Source organism: Acinetobacter sp. 789_lipA, assembly GCF_058242845.1.
Map to the genome: position 1 here is coordinate 2,265,464 of NZ_JBZAYS010000001.1, position 15,992 is coordinate 2,281,455.

15 protein-coding genes are annotated in these 15,992 nt (G+C 41.7%); 3 read left to right on the top strand and 12 right to left on the bottom strand.

Annotated features, from left to right (window positions below):
- Positions 1-53: 53 nt before the first annotated feature.
- The 4 genes from mqo to betI all read right to left on the bottom strand — a co-directional run bounded on the left by mqo (position 54) and on the right by betI (position 6,061).
- Entirely contained in the window at positions 54-1,688 is a 1,635-nt protein-coding gene (gene mqo / locus AC4CUZ_RS11020; protein ID WP_078388795.1) for a malate dehydrogenase (quinone), read from the bottom strand.
- Positions 1,689-2,185: 497 nt separating this feature from the next.
- Positions 2,186-3,850: a choline dehydrogenase gene (gene betA / locus AC4CUZ_RS11025; RefSeq protein ID WP_078388796.1), complete on the bottom strand. Its 1,665-nt coding sequence runs from the start codon at positions 3,848-3,850 to the stop codon at positions 2,186-2,188.
- Positions 3,851-3,969: 119 nt separating this feature from the next.
- Positions 3,970-5,442 (bottom strand): betaine-aldehyde dehydrogenase, encoded by a 1,473-nt coding sequence (gene betB, locus AC4CUZ_RS11030; protein ID WP_078388797.1) that lies wholly within the window; start codon positions 5,440-5,442, stop codon positions 3,970-3,972.
- Positions 5,435-6,061 carry a transcriptional regulator BetI gene (betI, locus tag AC4CUZ_RS11035; protein ID WP_078388798.1) on the bottom strand — a complete coding sequence of 209 codons (627 nt, stop codon included), beginning with the start codon at positions 6,059-6,061 and terminating at the stop codon, positions 5,435-5,437. The genes betB and betI overlap by 8 nt, the downstream gene beginning before the upstream one ends.
- Positions 6,062-6,607: 546 nt before the next feature.
- Between betI and AC4CUZ_RS11040 the strand changes: the two genes are divergently transcribed.
- The gene (locus AC4CUZ_RS11040; RefSeq protein ID WP_490747583.1) at positions 6,608-8,668 is read left to right on the top strand and encodes a choline transporter; all 2,061 of its coding nucleotides are present in this window, start codon (positions 6,608-6,610) and stop codon (positions 8,666-8,668) included.
- Between the two features lie 12 nt (positions 8,669-8,680).
- Positions 8,681-9,295, top strand: a complete 615-nt coding sequence (locus tag AC4CUZ_RS11045; protein ID WP_004981851.1) for a MarC family protein — start codon at positions 8,681-8,683, stop codon at positions 9,293-9,295.
- Positions 9,296-9,349: 54 nt separating this feature from the next.
- On the opposite strand, the gene AC4CUZ_RS11050 is transcribed toward AC4CUZ_RS11045, so the two are convergent.
- From AC4CUZ_RS11050 to AC4CUZ_RS11085, 8 genes are all read right to left on the bottom strand, one after another.
- Positions 9,350-9,652: a cyd operon YbgE family protein gene (locus tag AC4CUZ_RS11050; RefSeq protein WP_490747584.1), complete on the bottom strand. Its 303-nt coding sequence runs from the start codon at positions 9,650-9,652 to the stop codon at positions 9,350-9,352.
- A gap of 3 nt (positions 9,653-9,655) precedes the next feature.
- Complete coding sequence (cydX, locus tag AC4CUZ_RS11055; protein WP_002120988.1) at positions 9,656-9,757, bottom strand: cytochrome bd-I oxidase subunit CydX; 102 nt, start codon at positions 9,755-9,757, stop codon at positions 9,656-9,658.
- Positions 9,758-9,781: 24 nt separating this feature from the next.
- A complete protein-coding gene (gene cydB / locus AC4CUZ_RS11060; RefSeq protein WP_004696656.1) occupies positions 9,782-10,927 on the bottom strand; it encodes a cytochrome d ubiquinol oxidase subunit II in 1,146 nt (381 codons plus the stop codon).
- Positions 10,924-12,504, bottom strand: a complete 1,581-nt coding sequence (locus AC4CUZ_RS11065) for a cytochrome ubiquinol oxidase subunit I (RefSeq protein WP_004696658.1) — start codon at positions 12,502-12,504, stop codon at positions 10,924-10,926. Before AC4CUZ_RS11065 ends, cydB begins: the two co-directional genes overlap by 4 nt.
- Positions 12,504-12,695, bottom strand: coding sequence for a cytochrome oxidase putative small subunit CydP (cydP, locus tag AC4CUZ_RS11070; RefSeq protein ID WP_004696660.1), 192 nt, complete (start codon positions 12,693-12,695; stop codon positions 12,504-12,506). The genes AC4CUZ_RS11065 and cydP overlap by 1 nt, the downstream gene beginning before the upstream one ends.
- A gap of 683 nt (positions 12,696-13,378) precedes the next feature.
- Positions 13,379-13,996, bottom strand: coding sequence for an OB-fold-containig protein (locus AC4CUZ_RS11075; protein ID WP_010326962.1), 618 nt, complete (start codon positions 13,994-13,996; stop codon positions 13,379-13,381).
- Positions 13,997-14,014: 18 nt separating this feature from the next.
- Entirely contained in the window at positions 14,015-14,326 is a 312-nt protein-coding gene (locus tag AC4CUZ_RS11080) for a Rieske (2Fe-2S) protein (RefSeq protein ID WP_010326961.1), read from the bottom strand.
- Positions 14,327-14,340: 14 nt separating this feature from the next.
- Positions 14,341-15,345 carry an adenosine kinase gene (locus AC4CUZ_RS11085; protein ID WP_078388818.1) on the bottom strand — a complete coding sequence of 335 codons (1,005 nt, stop codon included), beginning with the start codon at positions 15,343-15,345 and terminating at the stop codon, positions 14,341-14,343.
- Positions 15,346-15,484: 139 nt separating this feature from the next.
- Here AC4CUZ_RS11085 and AC4CUZ_RS11090 point away from each other — a divergent pair, with 139 nt between their 5' ends.
- The gene (locus tag AC4CUZ_RS11090; protein ID WP_004696669.1) at positions 15,485-15,934 is read left to right on the top strand and encodes a GNAT family N-acetyltransferase; all 450 of its coding nucleotides are present in this window, start codon (positions 15,485-15,487) and stop codon (positions 15,932-15,934) included.
- Positions 15,935-15,992 lie beyond the last annotated feature (58 nt).

The window sequence follows — 15,992 nt, forward strand, 5'->3', positions numbered from 1 at the left end:
TGAATTAAAAAAAGGATGGTGCAAAGTCCATCCTTTTTAGGGTTTAAAGCAGATTACTGTGCTTTTGCTACCGCAATAGTTTCGTCATTTGCAGCCTTAGCCATAGGTGTGTATTTCAAACCTAGTGTTGTGCTGGTGTACTGGCGAACTTGGTCAAGAAGAACAGGATTAGTGCTGAGTTCTTGTTGGTACGATTTTACAATTTCATGTAATTTCGGATTCCATTTACCTTCTACGTGTTGTGGGAATGCTTTCTCAAGCAAGCTCAACATAATATAAGGAGAAGTTGAAGCACCTGGTGAAGCACCTAATAGGGCAGTCACAGCACCGTCTTGTGACGCAAAAATCTCGGTACCAAATTGCAAGCTTGCAGGTTTACCTGGTTCTTTCTTAATGATTTGAACACGTTGACCACCTTGATTCATGCGCCAGTCTTCTGGTTTTGCATCAGGGTAATATTTTTTCAACTCATTAAAACGGTCAGCATCGGTCATCATTACTTGGCTAACTAAGTATTTCACCAAATCAAGATTTTCCATACCCACAGCAGTCATTGGTAAAACGTTGTTCTTCGTGGTTGATTTCAATAAATCAAGCTGAGAACCTTGTTTTAAGAACTTATTTGAATAAGTCGCAAATGGACCAAACAACACATATTTTTTACCGTCGATATAACGTGTATCAATATGTGGAACAGACATTGGGGGTGCGCCTAATTCAGCACGACCATAAACTTTTGCAGTATGACCTTCAGTGACTTTCGGGTTGTCGGTCATTAAGAACACGCCACCTACAGGGAAGCCAGCATATTGCTTCGCTTCTGGTAAGCCTGTCATTTGTAAAAGTTTAACCGCTGCACCGCCTGCACCAATGAAGACAAAGCGCGTTTTCACGTGATCTGTTTTACCTGTAGTGAGGTTTTTAAATGCAACGGTCCACGTTTTATCATCGTTTTGGCTAATGCCAGTCACTTCAGTCGATGTTTGTAGTTTGAAGTTAGATTGTTTTTTAAGGTGATCGACCAATTGAGTGGTGATCGAACCATAGTTCACATCCGAACCGACATCCATGCGTGTTGCGGCTACTTTTTGTGCAGCATCACGGCCATTCATTACCAATGGCGCCCATTGTTTAATTTCAGCAGGATTCTCAGAGAATTTCATGCCATAGAACATTGGGTTTTTAACCATTGCAGCATAACGTTTTTCGAGAAAATTCACGTTATCGCCCCAAACGAAGGCAATGTGCGGCACAGGATTGATAAAGCTATTTGGTTGACCCAAAACGCCTTCTTTCACCTGATAAGACCAGAACTGTTTTGCAACTTCAAATTGTTCCGCAACGTTCACCGCTTTAGAAATGTCCATTTTCCCATCTTTTTCAGAGGTATAGTTCATTTCCATAAAGCCGGAGTGGCCTGTGCCAGCATTGTTGAAGCCGTTTGAGCTTTCTTGGGCAACATTGTCTAGGCGTTCATACATGCGAATTTGCCAGTTTGGCTCAAGCTCGCTTAGATATGTGCCTAAAGTTGCACTCATGATCCCACCGCCGACTAAGACTGCGTCAACAACAGGCTCATTGCTGGTGGTTTGAATTTTTTTAGACGTGACGGGTCTAAATAAGAAAATTACGACTGCAATAATAAGCAGTACGATCAATACCAAAAGGTATTTTAAAAATTTGTTCATGCGATTATGACCTTGGGGAGCAGGTTTTGGATCGCTTTATAGCGAATAGAATAAAAATAAGAAGAATGATAGAGCTGCTTATAAATGATCAGCTTGGTATAGTTGAAGTAATACTTAAAAGCTGAAAAGCGCACAAAAAATATAACTTTTGAGCCTATCACACAGTTCTGATTTATGAATATTTTAGACTAAATATGTATTGACTTAGTAATTTTTATTGTAAATGAGTTGGGTTAAACTATAAATATGAGTGATGTGTAATATTAATCATTGTTTTTATTGGTGTTTATTTTTGTTAAGCTTTGATATTTAAGATATTGATGTTGAATATATATACAGGCATTCAATTTTTTTAAAAGCTAAAATGTATAAATTGGATGCTAATAGAAATAGCACTGTTTATACAAAACTCAGCATTGTTGTTTAAGAAAAAATGAATAAGCACCTGACTTTATTATTTTAAAGCTAATTAAAGTCAGGTGCTGAGCTATTAAAACTTATTCAGTTTCAGCTTGATAAAAAGGTGCATGAGAGCGAGGTAGGGCTGGGCGGCCACGGATTTGATCCGCGATTTTTTCAGCCATCATAATGGTGGTTGCATTTAAGTTACCCGTGATAATCAGCGGCATAATCGATGCATCCACCATACGTAAACTTTGCAGACCATGCACACGACCTTGTCCATCGACTACCGCCATATCATCTTCACCCATTTTACAACTACAGGATGGATGATAAGCCGTTTCAGCGTGATTACGCACAAATTCGTCTAATTCAGCATCGCTACTCACATCTTTTCCGGGACTGATTTCTTCGCCTCGGTAAGGATCAAGCGCAGGTTGCTGCATGATTTCGCGGGTGATTCGAATCGCGTCACGAAATTCCTGCCAGTCTTGTTCTGTCGACATGTAGTTAAATAAAATACTTGGATGATCGAAAGGGTTTTTAGATGTCACCTGTACTCGACCGCGTGAAGGTGAGCGCATCGAACCGACATGGGCTTGGAAGCCATGCTCTTTGACGGCATTGCTGCCATTATAGTTAATTGCAACAGGCAAGAAGTGGTATTGAATATTTGGCCAAGCAAACTCTTTGGAGGATCGAATAAAGCCACCTGCTTCAAACTGGTTGCTTGCTCCAATCCCTGTTCCGTTAAACAACCACTCTGCACCAATTGCAGGTTGATTTTGCCATTTTAAAGCAGGGTAGAGAGAAACAGGTTGCTTACACTTATATTGTAAGTACATTTCTAAATGGTCTTGCAGGTTTTCACCGACACCCGGTAAGTCATGCACGACTGGAATGTCGAGAGATTGAAGTAAGGTGCTTGAACCCACACCTGAACGTTGCAAAATTTGCGGTGATGCAATTGCCCCTGCACAAAGTAGAACTTCTTTATTGGCATAGACCTGAAGCAAGTTGTTTTGATTAGCACCTTGAATATATTCAACACCAATCGCTTGTTTGCCATTGAACAAAATTTGATTGGTCATGGCGTGGGTAATAATGGTTAGATTCGCTCGACCTTTGGCCATATCTAAATAGCCACGTGCTGTGCTTGAGCGTCGACCTTTGGGGGTCACGGTTCGATCCATTGGGCCGAAACCTTCTTGTTGATAACCATTTAAGTCATCAGTGCGTGGATAGCCTGCTTGCACACCCGCTTCAACCATGGCGTGGAATAAAACATTATTGTTTGCTTTAGGCGTGGCAACAGAAACAGGGCCAGCATCGCCATGATAATCATTGCCACCAATATCACGGGTTTCAGCTTTTTTGTAATAAGGCAGACAGTCCGCATAGCTCCAATTTTCAAGACCTTTAAGGCTGGCCCATTGTTCTAAATCCATGGCATTTCCACGGACATAGCACATACCATTAATGAGGGACGAACCGCCTAAGCCTTTGCCGCGACCACATTCCATACGACGGTTGTTCATATGGGGTTCTGGGTCGGTTAAATATGCCCAGTTATAACGACGCCCTTGTAAGGGATAGGCCAAAGCCGCAGGCATTTGGGTGCGAAAGTCGAGACGATAATCAGGTCCGCCAGCTTCGAGTAACAGTACCGAAACATCTGGGTCTTCGGTTAAGCGAGCAGCCAGTACATTACCTGCTGAACCTGCGCCAATAATAATATAATCGTAGTGTTGAGAATGCATAATGATCCTTTTTCTATGGCAGGACCACGTTGCATGAGAACGTGGCCACATGTTGAGTTGAGGATGAAAGAAGAATAAATAAAAATGGAGTAAGGATTTAGATAGTTAAAATTCAGATTTTAAAAAATACTTTGGTATTGACCCAGTTCGACTTGAACCGATTTGATGCGAGTATAGTGTTCAAGTGTGGTGATGCCATTTTCACGTCCGACCCCTGACTGTTTATAACCACCTACAGGCATTTCAGCAGGGGATTCGCCCCATGTATTGATCCAACAAATACCTGCCTCAAGTTGATGAATAATGCGATGTGCTTGGGAAATATCTTGTGTGACCACACCTGCGGCTAAACCATAACTGGTGTTGTTGGCACGTTGAATGGCTTCTTCAATATTGTCATAGCTTAAAATGCTCATAACCGGACCAAAGATTTCATCTTGCACAATGTGCATGTCGTCATGACAGTCGGTGAACACGGTTGGTAATACATATGCGCCCTGAGCAAGTGCTGCTTCGGTGGCACGTTGTCCACCAATCAATAAGGTCGCACCTTGTTGTTTGCCTGACTCAATATAAGACAAGACTTTTTCCATATGCGGAAAGCTGACTAAAGGTCCAAAGTTGGTTTCAGCCTGCATCGGGTCACCTATGCGGATACGTTTTACACGCTCAATCACTGCTTGTTCAAATGCAGCCTTGAGGGTTTGTGGTACAAACACACGGGTGCCATTGGTACATACTTGACCTGAGCTAAAGAAGTTCGCCATCACCGCAATATCGGCTGCGCGATCAAGGTTGGCATCGGCACAAATAATCAGAGGTGATTTGCCACCGAGCTCCATGGTGACTTCTTTGAGGCTAGAAGCCGCAGCACTGGCCATGACCTTTTTACCCGTTGCCACACCACCTGTGAATGAAATTTTTTGAATATCTGGGTGTTCAGTCAACCATTGACCCACTTCAGCACCAAAACCTTGTACAACGTTGAAAACCCCAGCAGGTACGCCTGCTTCAGTATAGATCTCTGCCAACTTTAAGGCTGTAAGAGGGGTCACTTCGCTAGGTTTAAAAATCATGGCATTCCCAGCAGCGAGGGCCGGAGCTGATTTCCAAAGTGCTATTTGGATTGGATAATTCCAAGCACCAATGCCTGCTACCACACCTAAAGGTTCACGGCGCGTGTAGAAAAAACTACTTTCACGTAGCGGCACTTGTTCACCTTGAATGGCCGTTGCAAGTCCTGCGTAGTACTCTAAAACGTCAGCACCAGTGACAATATCGACGGTAGAGGTTTCACTGAACGCTTTACCTGTATCCAGTGTTTCTAGGCGTGCTAATTCGTCATTACGAGCGCGTAAAATATCGACTGCACGACGTAAAATACGGGCACGTTCGACCGCTGTTTTGGCAGCCCATTCACGCTGCCCTTGTACAGCACTTTGTACGGCTGCATCGACATCAGCTTTAGAGGCTTGTTGAATGGTAGTAATGACTTGACCTGTGGCAGGATTGATACTGTCAAAGGTTTGACCACTGGTGGCATTGACATATTGTCCGTGAATATAAAGCGAGTGAAGCTGTACATCATTCATTTTGTTGTTCCTGCCGTATTTGTTGAATTAAGCGAAGTTGCATATCGACATAGTCGTATGCAATAGAACGTGCCAAATCACGATCAAATGCTTGATGACCACTTAAACTTCCACGTAACCATAATCCATCAATCAGTGCTGCTAGACCTTTAGCGGCTTGGCTTGCTTGGGCCTTTGGCATGAGCTGCAAGAAATGAAACTTCAAATTTGAATAAAGCCGTTGGTCATTAATTCGTTGCAGTCGACCTAAGTCGGGTAGGTGCATACTGGCAGACCAAAAATCCAGCCAAACCCGCATAGCAGTGTTGTTGACCTGACTGATGTCAAAGTTGGCATCAATAATGGCTTTGAGCGAATGTTCTGGACTGGGCTGCGTCACCTTTGCTTTATAGCTCGCCGTAGTCTTGGCTAAGACATTGAGCATTTGGCGCATGCAACTGTGAATGAGGCCTTGTTTATCGCCAAAATAATGACTCACAATGCCCGTAGAAAGCTGTGCTTTTTTCGCAATTTGAGCAATAGTGGTGTTGGATAAGCCCACTTCATAAATGACTGCATAGGCAGCATTAATGATTTCTTCACGGCGCTCATGCTCAGGTTTTACTCTACGTTTATTCATGACAATCCAGAACAATTTGCCTTAAATTTAAAGGCGTTAGATTCAATAACTTACATGGAAAGCATCATAGCATTTTTTTATGATACTTTTTATTGATTGAACGTTCAATCAATAAAAAGTACACTTATGGTTAAATTCGAAACAAAATACTGCTAAATTGCTTTGAGTATTCGACATAACTTTTTATTTATCAAATGGATGTGCCATAAGGGTTTAATCTCAGGACATCTTTCAGAAAAGTGAGCTGATGAGCTATGGGCTTACGGTTTTATACTTTTTTTGAGCTGAGAAAGCTCTTATAGTCATGTTGAAGGGAGATATGTGTAAGATTTCTATCAAAATATCGATGAACAAGGGTGGCTCACATTTCAAAACTGTGTAGCAAATGCACCGTATAAATGATTTAGACCTTCAGGTTTAAAGAAGATAGCGTTTTTATTTCTGATAAAAATACTGTCGATTTCGTTAGTCGATTTTTAAGCTCTCGACCACGAGAAGTTTAAAAATTGGCTTTTGTCTTTTTTTATTTACTTTCTTGAGGATTGTATGGCAACAGATAATCCAAGAGCAGTTGATGATCAAACATTAGCGCCTAAAGACCGTTTAAATGGTGTGGTCTTTTATATTTCAGCTCTCATTATTTTAATTTTTTCTCTTACCACCATTTTGTTTAATGACTTTGCTAACCGAACCTTAAATATGGTTTTGGCGTGGGTAAGTTCAACTTTTAGTTGGTATTACTTACTCGCAGCGACCTTGTATATGGTCTTTGTCATTTTTATTGCCTGTTCTCGCTATGGCAACATCAAATTAGGCCCCAAACATTCCAAGCCTGAATTTAGTCTTTTAAGTTGGTCTGCAATGCTGTTCTCAGCTGGGATCGGCATCGATTTGATGTTTTTCTCGGTAGCGGAACCTTTATCCCACTATATGCATCCACCCGTGGGTGAGGGGCAGACCCTAGAGGCTGCACGTCAAGGCATGGTGTGGACCCTGTTTCACTATGGTCTAACTGGGTGGTGTATGTATGCCTTGATTGGCATGGCATTGGGATATTTTAGTTATCGCTATAACTTACCACTGACTATTCGCTCTGCTTTATATCCGATCTTTGGCAATAAGATTCATGGGCCGATTGGTCATAGTGTTGATACCGCAGCGGTCATCGGGACTATTTTTGGTATTGCGACGACCTGCGGGATTGGGGTAGTACAGCTGAACTATGGCTTACATGTGTTGTTTGATTTACCTGAAAACCTTTGGATGCAAACCGCATTAATTGTGGTTGCGGTGGTAATGACCATTATTTCAGTGACTTCAGGGGTGAATAAGGGACTGCGAGTTCTCTCCGAGATCAATATTTATGTTTCTGTCGGCTTAATGCTGTTTATTTTGTTTTTAGGCAATACCGAATTTTTACTGAATGCTTTTGTGCAAAATATTGGGGACTACATTAACCGTTTTCCAAGTATGACTTTGGAAAGTTTTGCCTTTCAACAACCGAAAGAATGGATGAACAGTTGGACATTATTCTTTTGGGCATGGTGGGTGGCTTGGTCACCATTTGTAGGTTTGTTTTTAGCACGTATTTCACGTGGTCGAACCATTCGTGAGTTTGTTAGTGGAACTCTCATTATTCCTCTGTTTTTCACACTTACGTGGTTATCAATTTTTGGAAATAGTGCACTACATAGTGTGATTTTTGATGGTAATTTAGCCCTTGCACAAAGTGTCATTGCAAATCCTGCACATGGTTTTTATGACTTGCTAGCACAGTATCCATGGTTTCCGTTTATTGCAGGTGTAGCCACAATTACTGGTTTACTATTTTATGTGACCTCAGCGGACTCTGGTGCACTGGTATTGGGTAATTTCACTACTCAATTTACCAATGTCGATCATGATGCACCGCGATGGTTGAGTGTATTCTGGGCCATAGCCATTGGTTTATTGACCCTTGCAATGTTGATGGCTAACGGGATTACGGCACTACAAAATGCCACGATTATTATGGGGTTGCCGTTTAGTTTTGTGATGTTCTTGGTGATGGCAGGTTTGTATAAATCACTGCGGTTAGAAGACTATCGACAAGCCAGTAGCAGTTTAAATGCTGCACCCGTGGTGGGCAATGTCGACATCCTCAACTGGAAAAAGCGTTTGTCCCGAGTCATGCACCATCCAGGAACAACTGATACTCGGCGTATGCTCGATGATATTTGCCGACCTGCGGTGATGGCCGTTGCAGAAGAAATGCAAAAACGAGGTATCGACATCAGTGTTCAAGAGAGTGCATTAGAAGAAGACCTAAATCTGTATCATTTAGATTTGATGATTCATTTGGAAGAAGAACAAAACTTTGTCTATCAAATTTGGCCAGTACGTTATATCGCGCCGACCTTTAGTGAACGTGGCAAACTGGGTAAACGCTTCTATTATCGTCTTGAAACTTATTTGTATGAAGGTTCTCAAGGCAACGACCTTGTTGGTTATACCAAAGAGCAAGTGATTAATGATGTGCTGGATCGTTATGAACGTCACATGACCTTCTTACATATCAATCGAATCAGTCCGGGGAATCGTCCCTTATTTCCAGACCCTCAAGGATAATTAGGAGGAACCATGTTAACCTCATACTTACATGCTTTTGCTTTGTTTTTCTCATTGCTGAATCCGTTTTTAATGAGTATTTACATGATTGGCATGATTCGGAATTCCGAAGCTAAAGTGTTTAATAAGGCCTTGATTCAGGGCTGTCTCATTGCCTTTATAGTATTTATGCTGTTTGCATGGGGCGGAGAAGCGATTTTTAGTAAATATTTAAATGTACGCTTTGAAGCCTTTCAAATATTTGGTGGTCTGATCTTTTTGGTGATTGGTTATCGTTACGTGTTTCAGGGGGCAGATACCATTGGTGAAATGCGTGGGGCGCCTGAGCATTTGGCAGGAACCATTGCGATGCCTTTTATGATTGGTCCAGGAACCATCAGTGCTGCTGTGGTGACAGGTATGGCACTGCCAATCAGCGGCGCGGCCATGATTATTTTCCTGACTTTGGCGTTGACTTGTGGTTTGATGATTTTAATGAAATTTGCGCATGACCATTTGCGTTATAAGCATGCCAAATATATTGACCGTTATGTTGATATTGTCGGGCGACTGTCGGCCTTACTGATTGGAACCATTGCGGTAGATATGATTATTAATGGCATTATTGGTGTCATGGCTGAAATGTAGAATCCAAGAAAAACGAACTATAAAAAAGCCCTCAGTCAATGAGGGCTTTTTTATTTAACTGAAGAACCAAGTGTAATAACCCCAGATCATCAGTGGCCACGATATAAACGGGCTAAACAGCCATTTCCAAATCCAGTGGCGTGGCACGAAGCCGACGCCGTGGATAAAGCCACCTGAGATACCAATCATGATATACATCAGTGCACTGTGGCTATAGTGACCATTGTCATCCAACATAGCAGCAGGATGCACTAACAACACCGCTGCAAGTGGAAAGGCCAATAGGCAGGAAATTAGCATCGCAAATTTGTTCGGCTTTTTATCTACAGTTTGGTTTTCCATAGCAACGTCTGTCATGGTTTATTCCTCATCAAGGTCTTGATGATGTTCGATATACAAAGCACTGAGTACACCTGCAAAGCAAGCCATCAAAATGCCGAGAATCCATGCAAAATACCACATAATTTGATCTCCTTAGACACAGCCTTAGTAAAGGCTGTGTGAATTCTCTTTAATGTGTGTGTTGGTAATAACACCCCACATTTTGTAGTAACACCAAGTGGTATAGCACAAAATGAGTGGGACAAAGATACATGCAGCAACTGTCATTACAGTTAACGTCGTTTTACTTGAAACGGCATCCCACATGGTCAAGCTTGCAACAGGTTGAATGCTTGATGGCATTAAGAATGGGAACAGCGCAAAACCAGCAGTTAAAATTGCACCTACGACTGCTAGACTTGAACCCAAGAAGCTAAAGCCTGCTTTGTTCTTGCTTGCTGCAAGCACCACAATTAAACCACCTAAGATACCTGCGATAGGCGCAATCATAGTAATTGGGTAAGTCGAGTAGTTGTTCATCCAGCCATGATTGGCATTGGTCAAGACTTCTTTTGCCAATGGGTTAGCAACACCGTTGGTGTCAAATGGAGTCACTAAGGTATAACCTTCGATTCCACCAAAGTACAACCAAGCACCAGCACCTAAGAAACAGATGAGATAAACAATGCCCATAAGTTTCGTTGCTTGTGCTGAGCGTCTGCGTAAGTCACCATCGGTACGAAGCATGAGCCATGCACCGCCGTGTGCGCACAGCATTGATAAACTAACTAGGCCGCAGACTAAAGCAAATGGGTTGAGTAGAGCAAAGAAGCTCCCTGTGTAGGTTGAGCGGACGGTATCATCTAAACTAAATGGCACGCCTAAGAACATGTTGCCAAATGCCACACCGAAGACCAGTGCAGGTACAGCACCACCGACTGCTAAACCCCAGTCCCATGACGTACGCCATTTGGTATTTTGTAGTTTAGAGCGGTAGTCAAAACCTACAGGTCGTAAGAATAGGGCAAACAGTACTAAAAGTAGCGCCCAATACATGCCTGAGAATGCTGTTGCATAAACCATTGGCCATGCGGCAAACAATGCGCCGCCAGCAGTAATGAACCAAACTTGGTTACCGTCCCAGTGCGGAGCAATGGTGTTGATAGCCGCACGGCGTTCTTCATCTGTTTTGCCCACAAATGGCATGATCGCCATAGAGCCCATATCGAAGCCATCGGTGAGGGCAAAGCCAATCAGCAAGACGCCGACTAAAACCCACCAAATGATTTTGAGTAATTCATATTCGATCATGCTTGAGTCTCCTCATTACGAGCTGCTTCAAGTTTTTCAAAATGGTATTTACCAGTGTGAAGCGAACTTGGACCAAGACGTGAGAATTTGATCATTAAATACATTTCAATAATCAAAAGAACGGTATAGAACGCAGCTAAGGCAGCGATAGAACCCCATACATCACCTGTGCTTAAGCTTGATGCTGACAAGTGTGTAGGTAGAACTTCACCAATCGTCCACGGTTGACGACCTACTTCAGCAACATACCAACCTGTTTGTGCAGCAATCCATGGCAGAGGCAGAGCGAAAAGCGCGAACTTCAGTAACCATGGTTTGTTTTCTGCATTGCGTTTTGCCACAGCAAAGGTTGCTAGAGCAAATAACAACAGCATAAGGAAACCAGATACAACCATGGCACGGAATGCCCAGAATAAGCTTGGTACGTGCGGAATCGTGTCTTTTGCAGCAGATTTAATTTGATCTTCAGATGCATCAACTACATTTGGTGTGTATTTTTTCAGCAGTAAGCCATAACCCAAGTCTTTTTGAGTTTCAGCAAATGCAGCTTTTAGTTCTGGAGAAGTATCACCCGCGCGTAGTTTTTCCAGTTGTGAGTAAGCCACCATACCGTTACGAATACGATCTTCGTGTTGTACGATCAAATCTTTAATGCCAGTCACTTCTTTGTCTAAAGAACGTGTTGCAATAAGACCCATCACATATGGAATTTTCACTGCATAATCTGTAGTCATGGTTTCTTTATTTGGAATACCAAACAAAGTAAAGGGTGCAGGTGCAGGGTGAGTATCCCATTCTGCTTCAATGGCTGCGAGTTTAGTTTTTTGAACATCACCCAGTTCATAACCTGACTCATCGCCCAGTAAAATCACTGAAAGTGTTGAAGCTAAACCAAAAATTGCGGCAATGGCAAATGAACGACGCGCAAACGGAATATCGCGTTTTTTCAGTAAGTAGTAGCTTGAAATAGCCAGAACGAAAATAGCACCTGTCACATAACCCGCAGACACGGTATGTACAAATTTTACCTGTGCAACTGGGTTAAAAATGAGAGCACCAAAATCTACCAGTTCCATGCGCATGGTTTCATAGTTAAATACAGAACCGACAGGGTTTTGCATCCAACCATTTGCAACCAAAATCCATAAGGCAGACATATTAGAACCGAGTGCAACCAGCCATGTCACACATAAGTGCTGCACTTTGGATAAGCGATCCCATCCAAAGAAGAACAGACCGATGAATGTCGATTCTAAGAAGAATGCCATTAATCCTTCAATGGCTAATGGAGCACCGAAAATATCCCCCACATAGTGTGAGTAATATGCCCAGTTAGTCCCGAACTGGAACTCCATGGTTAAGCCAGTAGTGACCCCTAAAGCGAAGTTAATACCGAAGAGTTTCCCCCAAAACTTGGTCATGTCTTTATAAATTTCTTTACCTGAAATCACATAGGTGGTTTCCATAATGGCAAGAATAAAGGCAAGCCCCAGTGTAAGTGGAACAAAAATAAAGTGATACATCGCGGTCATAGCGAACTGGAACCGCGAAAGATCGACCACGCTTTCAGATATCATCAACGTGTCTCCTTGATTGGGGATGGATTGCCAGCAATACGCTCAGCAACTTGATTGTCAAAATTTTTAGGAATCGTTGGGGCGTCAAACCAGATGTTCTTAATAACCATTAAAATAATCACCTTAATGATTAAAATGGCCACAATCTCTCTGGTGACTTTTTGATTGAGATTTTTGGGGACTAAGCTCATTTCACAAAGCCTATTTTTTAACTTGCTTTATATTATTAAACAAAAACATACAAAAGATAAATAGTCTTTAAACTTAAATAAAAAATATATTATTAAGTTGTTTAAATACATATACTTAAAATAATGGTGTGATGAAAAATAAACTAATATTTTTGTATTTTAAAGTTGACCAAATTACTTATGTTTATATTTAAATACCTGACTAAAATACTTGTATATATTTATTTTAAATCCGACTAAAACGCTTATATTTAACGTTCATCGTTATTTTATTGATAATTCATCTTAAGAATATAAAAGTGATAGGGCTTTTAAATGATGGATTTTAACGGATATGAATCATGGATGATTTGATCTGTTGCATATACCACAAGGAAATTAGGAATTAAAAATCGAATTAATATTTAAAAAGTCTTTTATTGTGTCATCTAAGCTTGAAGGCAGAGGCGGGGAGTAAAATTCTCATCCTGAGCTTATTCTGGGTAAATTTTCTTAGAATCCAGAAAGCTGGATTGTAAATGAAAGATTGCTTTGAAAAGATTGAGCAAGAAGATGAGGCAAGGGTTCGATTTAAACAGCGCGTTGTGAGGCGTTTGTTGGAGGCTAACGCAGTGGCCATGGCAAAGGATAAACTTGCTCATAAAGACGTAGAGTGTTGAAATGGGATCAGATGGGGTGCTTGTTTAGCGCGTACTTTCACCACTAAAAAGTTGATTGGATTTTGAAATTTTCTTTGCTATGTAATGCGACTTTTTTAGACGAATGAGAATAATTTGTGACTGAAATTCAAGTTCACCAAACTCAGGTTCAACTTGGACATAGTGGAGTTGACCATATTCATCGCGAACGCGAGCTTGAGCCGAAAAACCAGGACGTGCATTCCCGCTGGAGATAGTCGCCAGACGACCCAGTAAGTTGGTTTGTTTTTTATCTGGTCTGGGTTTAATAACTTGATCCAAACAGTGGATCATAAAAACGGTAAAGAAAATTGCAATAATCAGCGCAGGCAAAATCAGGTAGTAAGCCGAAGTAAAGGCCTGTTCTTTGGCGTAGATGCAGAACTGAAGGAAATAACCTGCAACACTAAAATTAAGTAAGAGAAAAACTACAATCAGTACTTTAGAAAACTTAACGTCCAGCAGCGGAGATTCAGTCAGTTTTTGTGGCGAGAGCCTTTTAAGGAAATGACTTGGGCGAGATTTAAAAAAGTAGCCTAAGGTTTCCACCATGCTGAGTATGACTAAAGTCAATAAGCTGAAATGAAAGAGCATCAAATCAGGGTGATGTAGCAACTCATACATGGTGAACGTCCAATTTCATTATTCTTCTGTGAGATAAATCCCACCGTCAGAATGCACGGTAATCGCTACTTTTTCAAGTGCTTCGCCTTGGCAGGGGCCAGAAATGCATTCACCTGTTTCCACCATAAACAACGCACCATGGGTCGAACATTCAATAAATTCTTGGTCGCGGTCTAAGAACTGGTTTTCCAAAAATTCAAGTTCAACTTGCAAATGCGGGCAAATGTTTTGGTAAGCAAAGAAGGCACCGTCACGTTGGGTGATAAAAATCGTATCCCCTTTAGGTGTTTCAAAAGAACGCGCTTCGCGTTCTGGGATGTCTTCTGTCATGCAAATTTTTTGCATCATGCACATTCCTTTTGCAGTTGTTGGAACAATTCAGCGTAATCTGTCACAGCCAAACGAGGGCCAAACTGTGACACCACTTCACTTGAAATCAAAATTGCAAGTTGCGCAGCTGTATGTAAGCCTAAGCCCGCATTTACTACATAAAGGAAGGCACCAGCAAAGGCATCACCTGCGCCATTGGCATCAATAGCGTGTACTTTACGACCCGCGACACTAAATGTTTCTTGTGCATTTGAAATAAGTGCACCTTCAGCTGAAAGCGTAATCACCACATGCTGGCTCAGTGTTTTGAGTTTTGCTAAAGCCGCCTCAACTGTTTCAGTTTCGGTGTACATCATGGCTTCTTGCTGGTTACAGAACAATAAGTCCACACCATCCGCTATCATTTCATCTAGACCATGACGCGCGTATTGCACCATCGCAGGGTCAGACAGGGTTAATGCAATTTTAACACCATGAGCTTTGGCAATTTCACGCGCCTGCTTAACAGCTAAACGTGCGCTATCGCTGGTTGAAAGATAACCTTCGATATAGAGCCATTTCGCGGTTTTTAAGGGTTCAAAGTCAATCTGTTGTTCAGTTAACTCGGCTGTAATACCTAAATAGGTATGCATAGTGCGTTCAGAGTCTTCACTGACTAGAACCATACACGTGCCTGTTACGCCTTCACTGATTGATTTATCAGTGTTTTTAATGCCTGCTTCGTGCAAACCGTTGAGGTAAGTTTGCCCTAGCTCATCATTACCCACGCGGCATGCATAAAATGCTGAACCACCCAAAGCACTAAAGGCAACGGTGGTGTTGGCTGCTGAACCACCTGAAGCCTGACCTTTATAGCTTTGTGTTTCTTTTAATTTTTTATAAAGATCTGCTTGTGTTTCACCATCAGTTAACTGCATAGTGCCTTTTTGCAAATGTTGTTGAATAAGGAAGTCGTCAGAGACTTTAAATTCTTGGTCGATTAGTGCATTACCAATTGCAAAAAGATCAACAGTTGCCATGTCTTTTTTCGTCACGTATTGAAAATAAAGCGACATTTTACACCAATGCTCAAGATTGCTGTAGTTTGTTGAGGAAAATTCATTTTATTTACGTGGCAAATGTAGTGAAATGGCTTTGCTCATATTCAAGGAAGTTTAGATGGAAATTTTAATTCAAGCGGCAGAACAATTACCTCCTCAAATACAAGCTTTGGCACAACTCGCAGCAAAAGAAGGATATGAACCGTTGACCCGCTTGATCGAAGAATATCAAAGCGGAAAAAATCGTTTTGATCAAAAGGGTGAAGTGTTGTTATTGGCCTACGATCAAGACCAATTGATTGCCTGTGGCGGTTTAAATCAGCAATGGGGTGAAAATGAAATCGAGGCGCGGATTGGGCGCGTACGCCGTTTTTATGTTCATCCTAAATACCGTAAGAGCGGTGTGGGTCGTCAGTTGTTGGCGCATCTAGAAAAATGTGCGCGTCCGAACTTTTCTGCGCTGTGTTTAAATACCGCAGATTTATCCGCAGCCAGTTTTTATCAAAAGCAAAACTATGTTTTTGTGGAAAATCACCCGAACTATAATTATTTTAAATATCTCATCTAGTTTTACTTTCTGAGAACACTTCCCTCAAAAAGACTGAAATTTGGAAAGCAGCGAGATG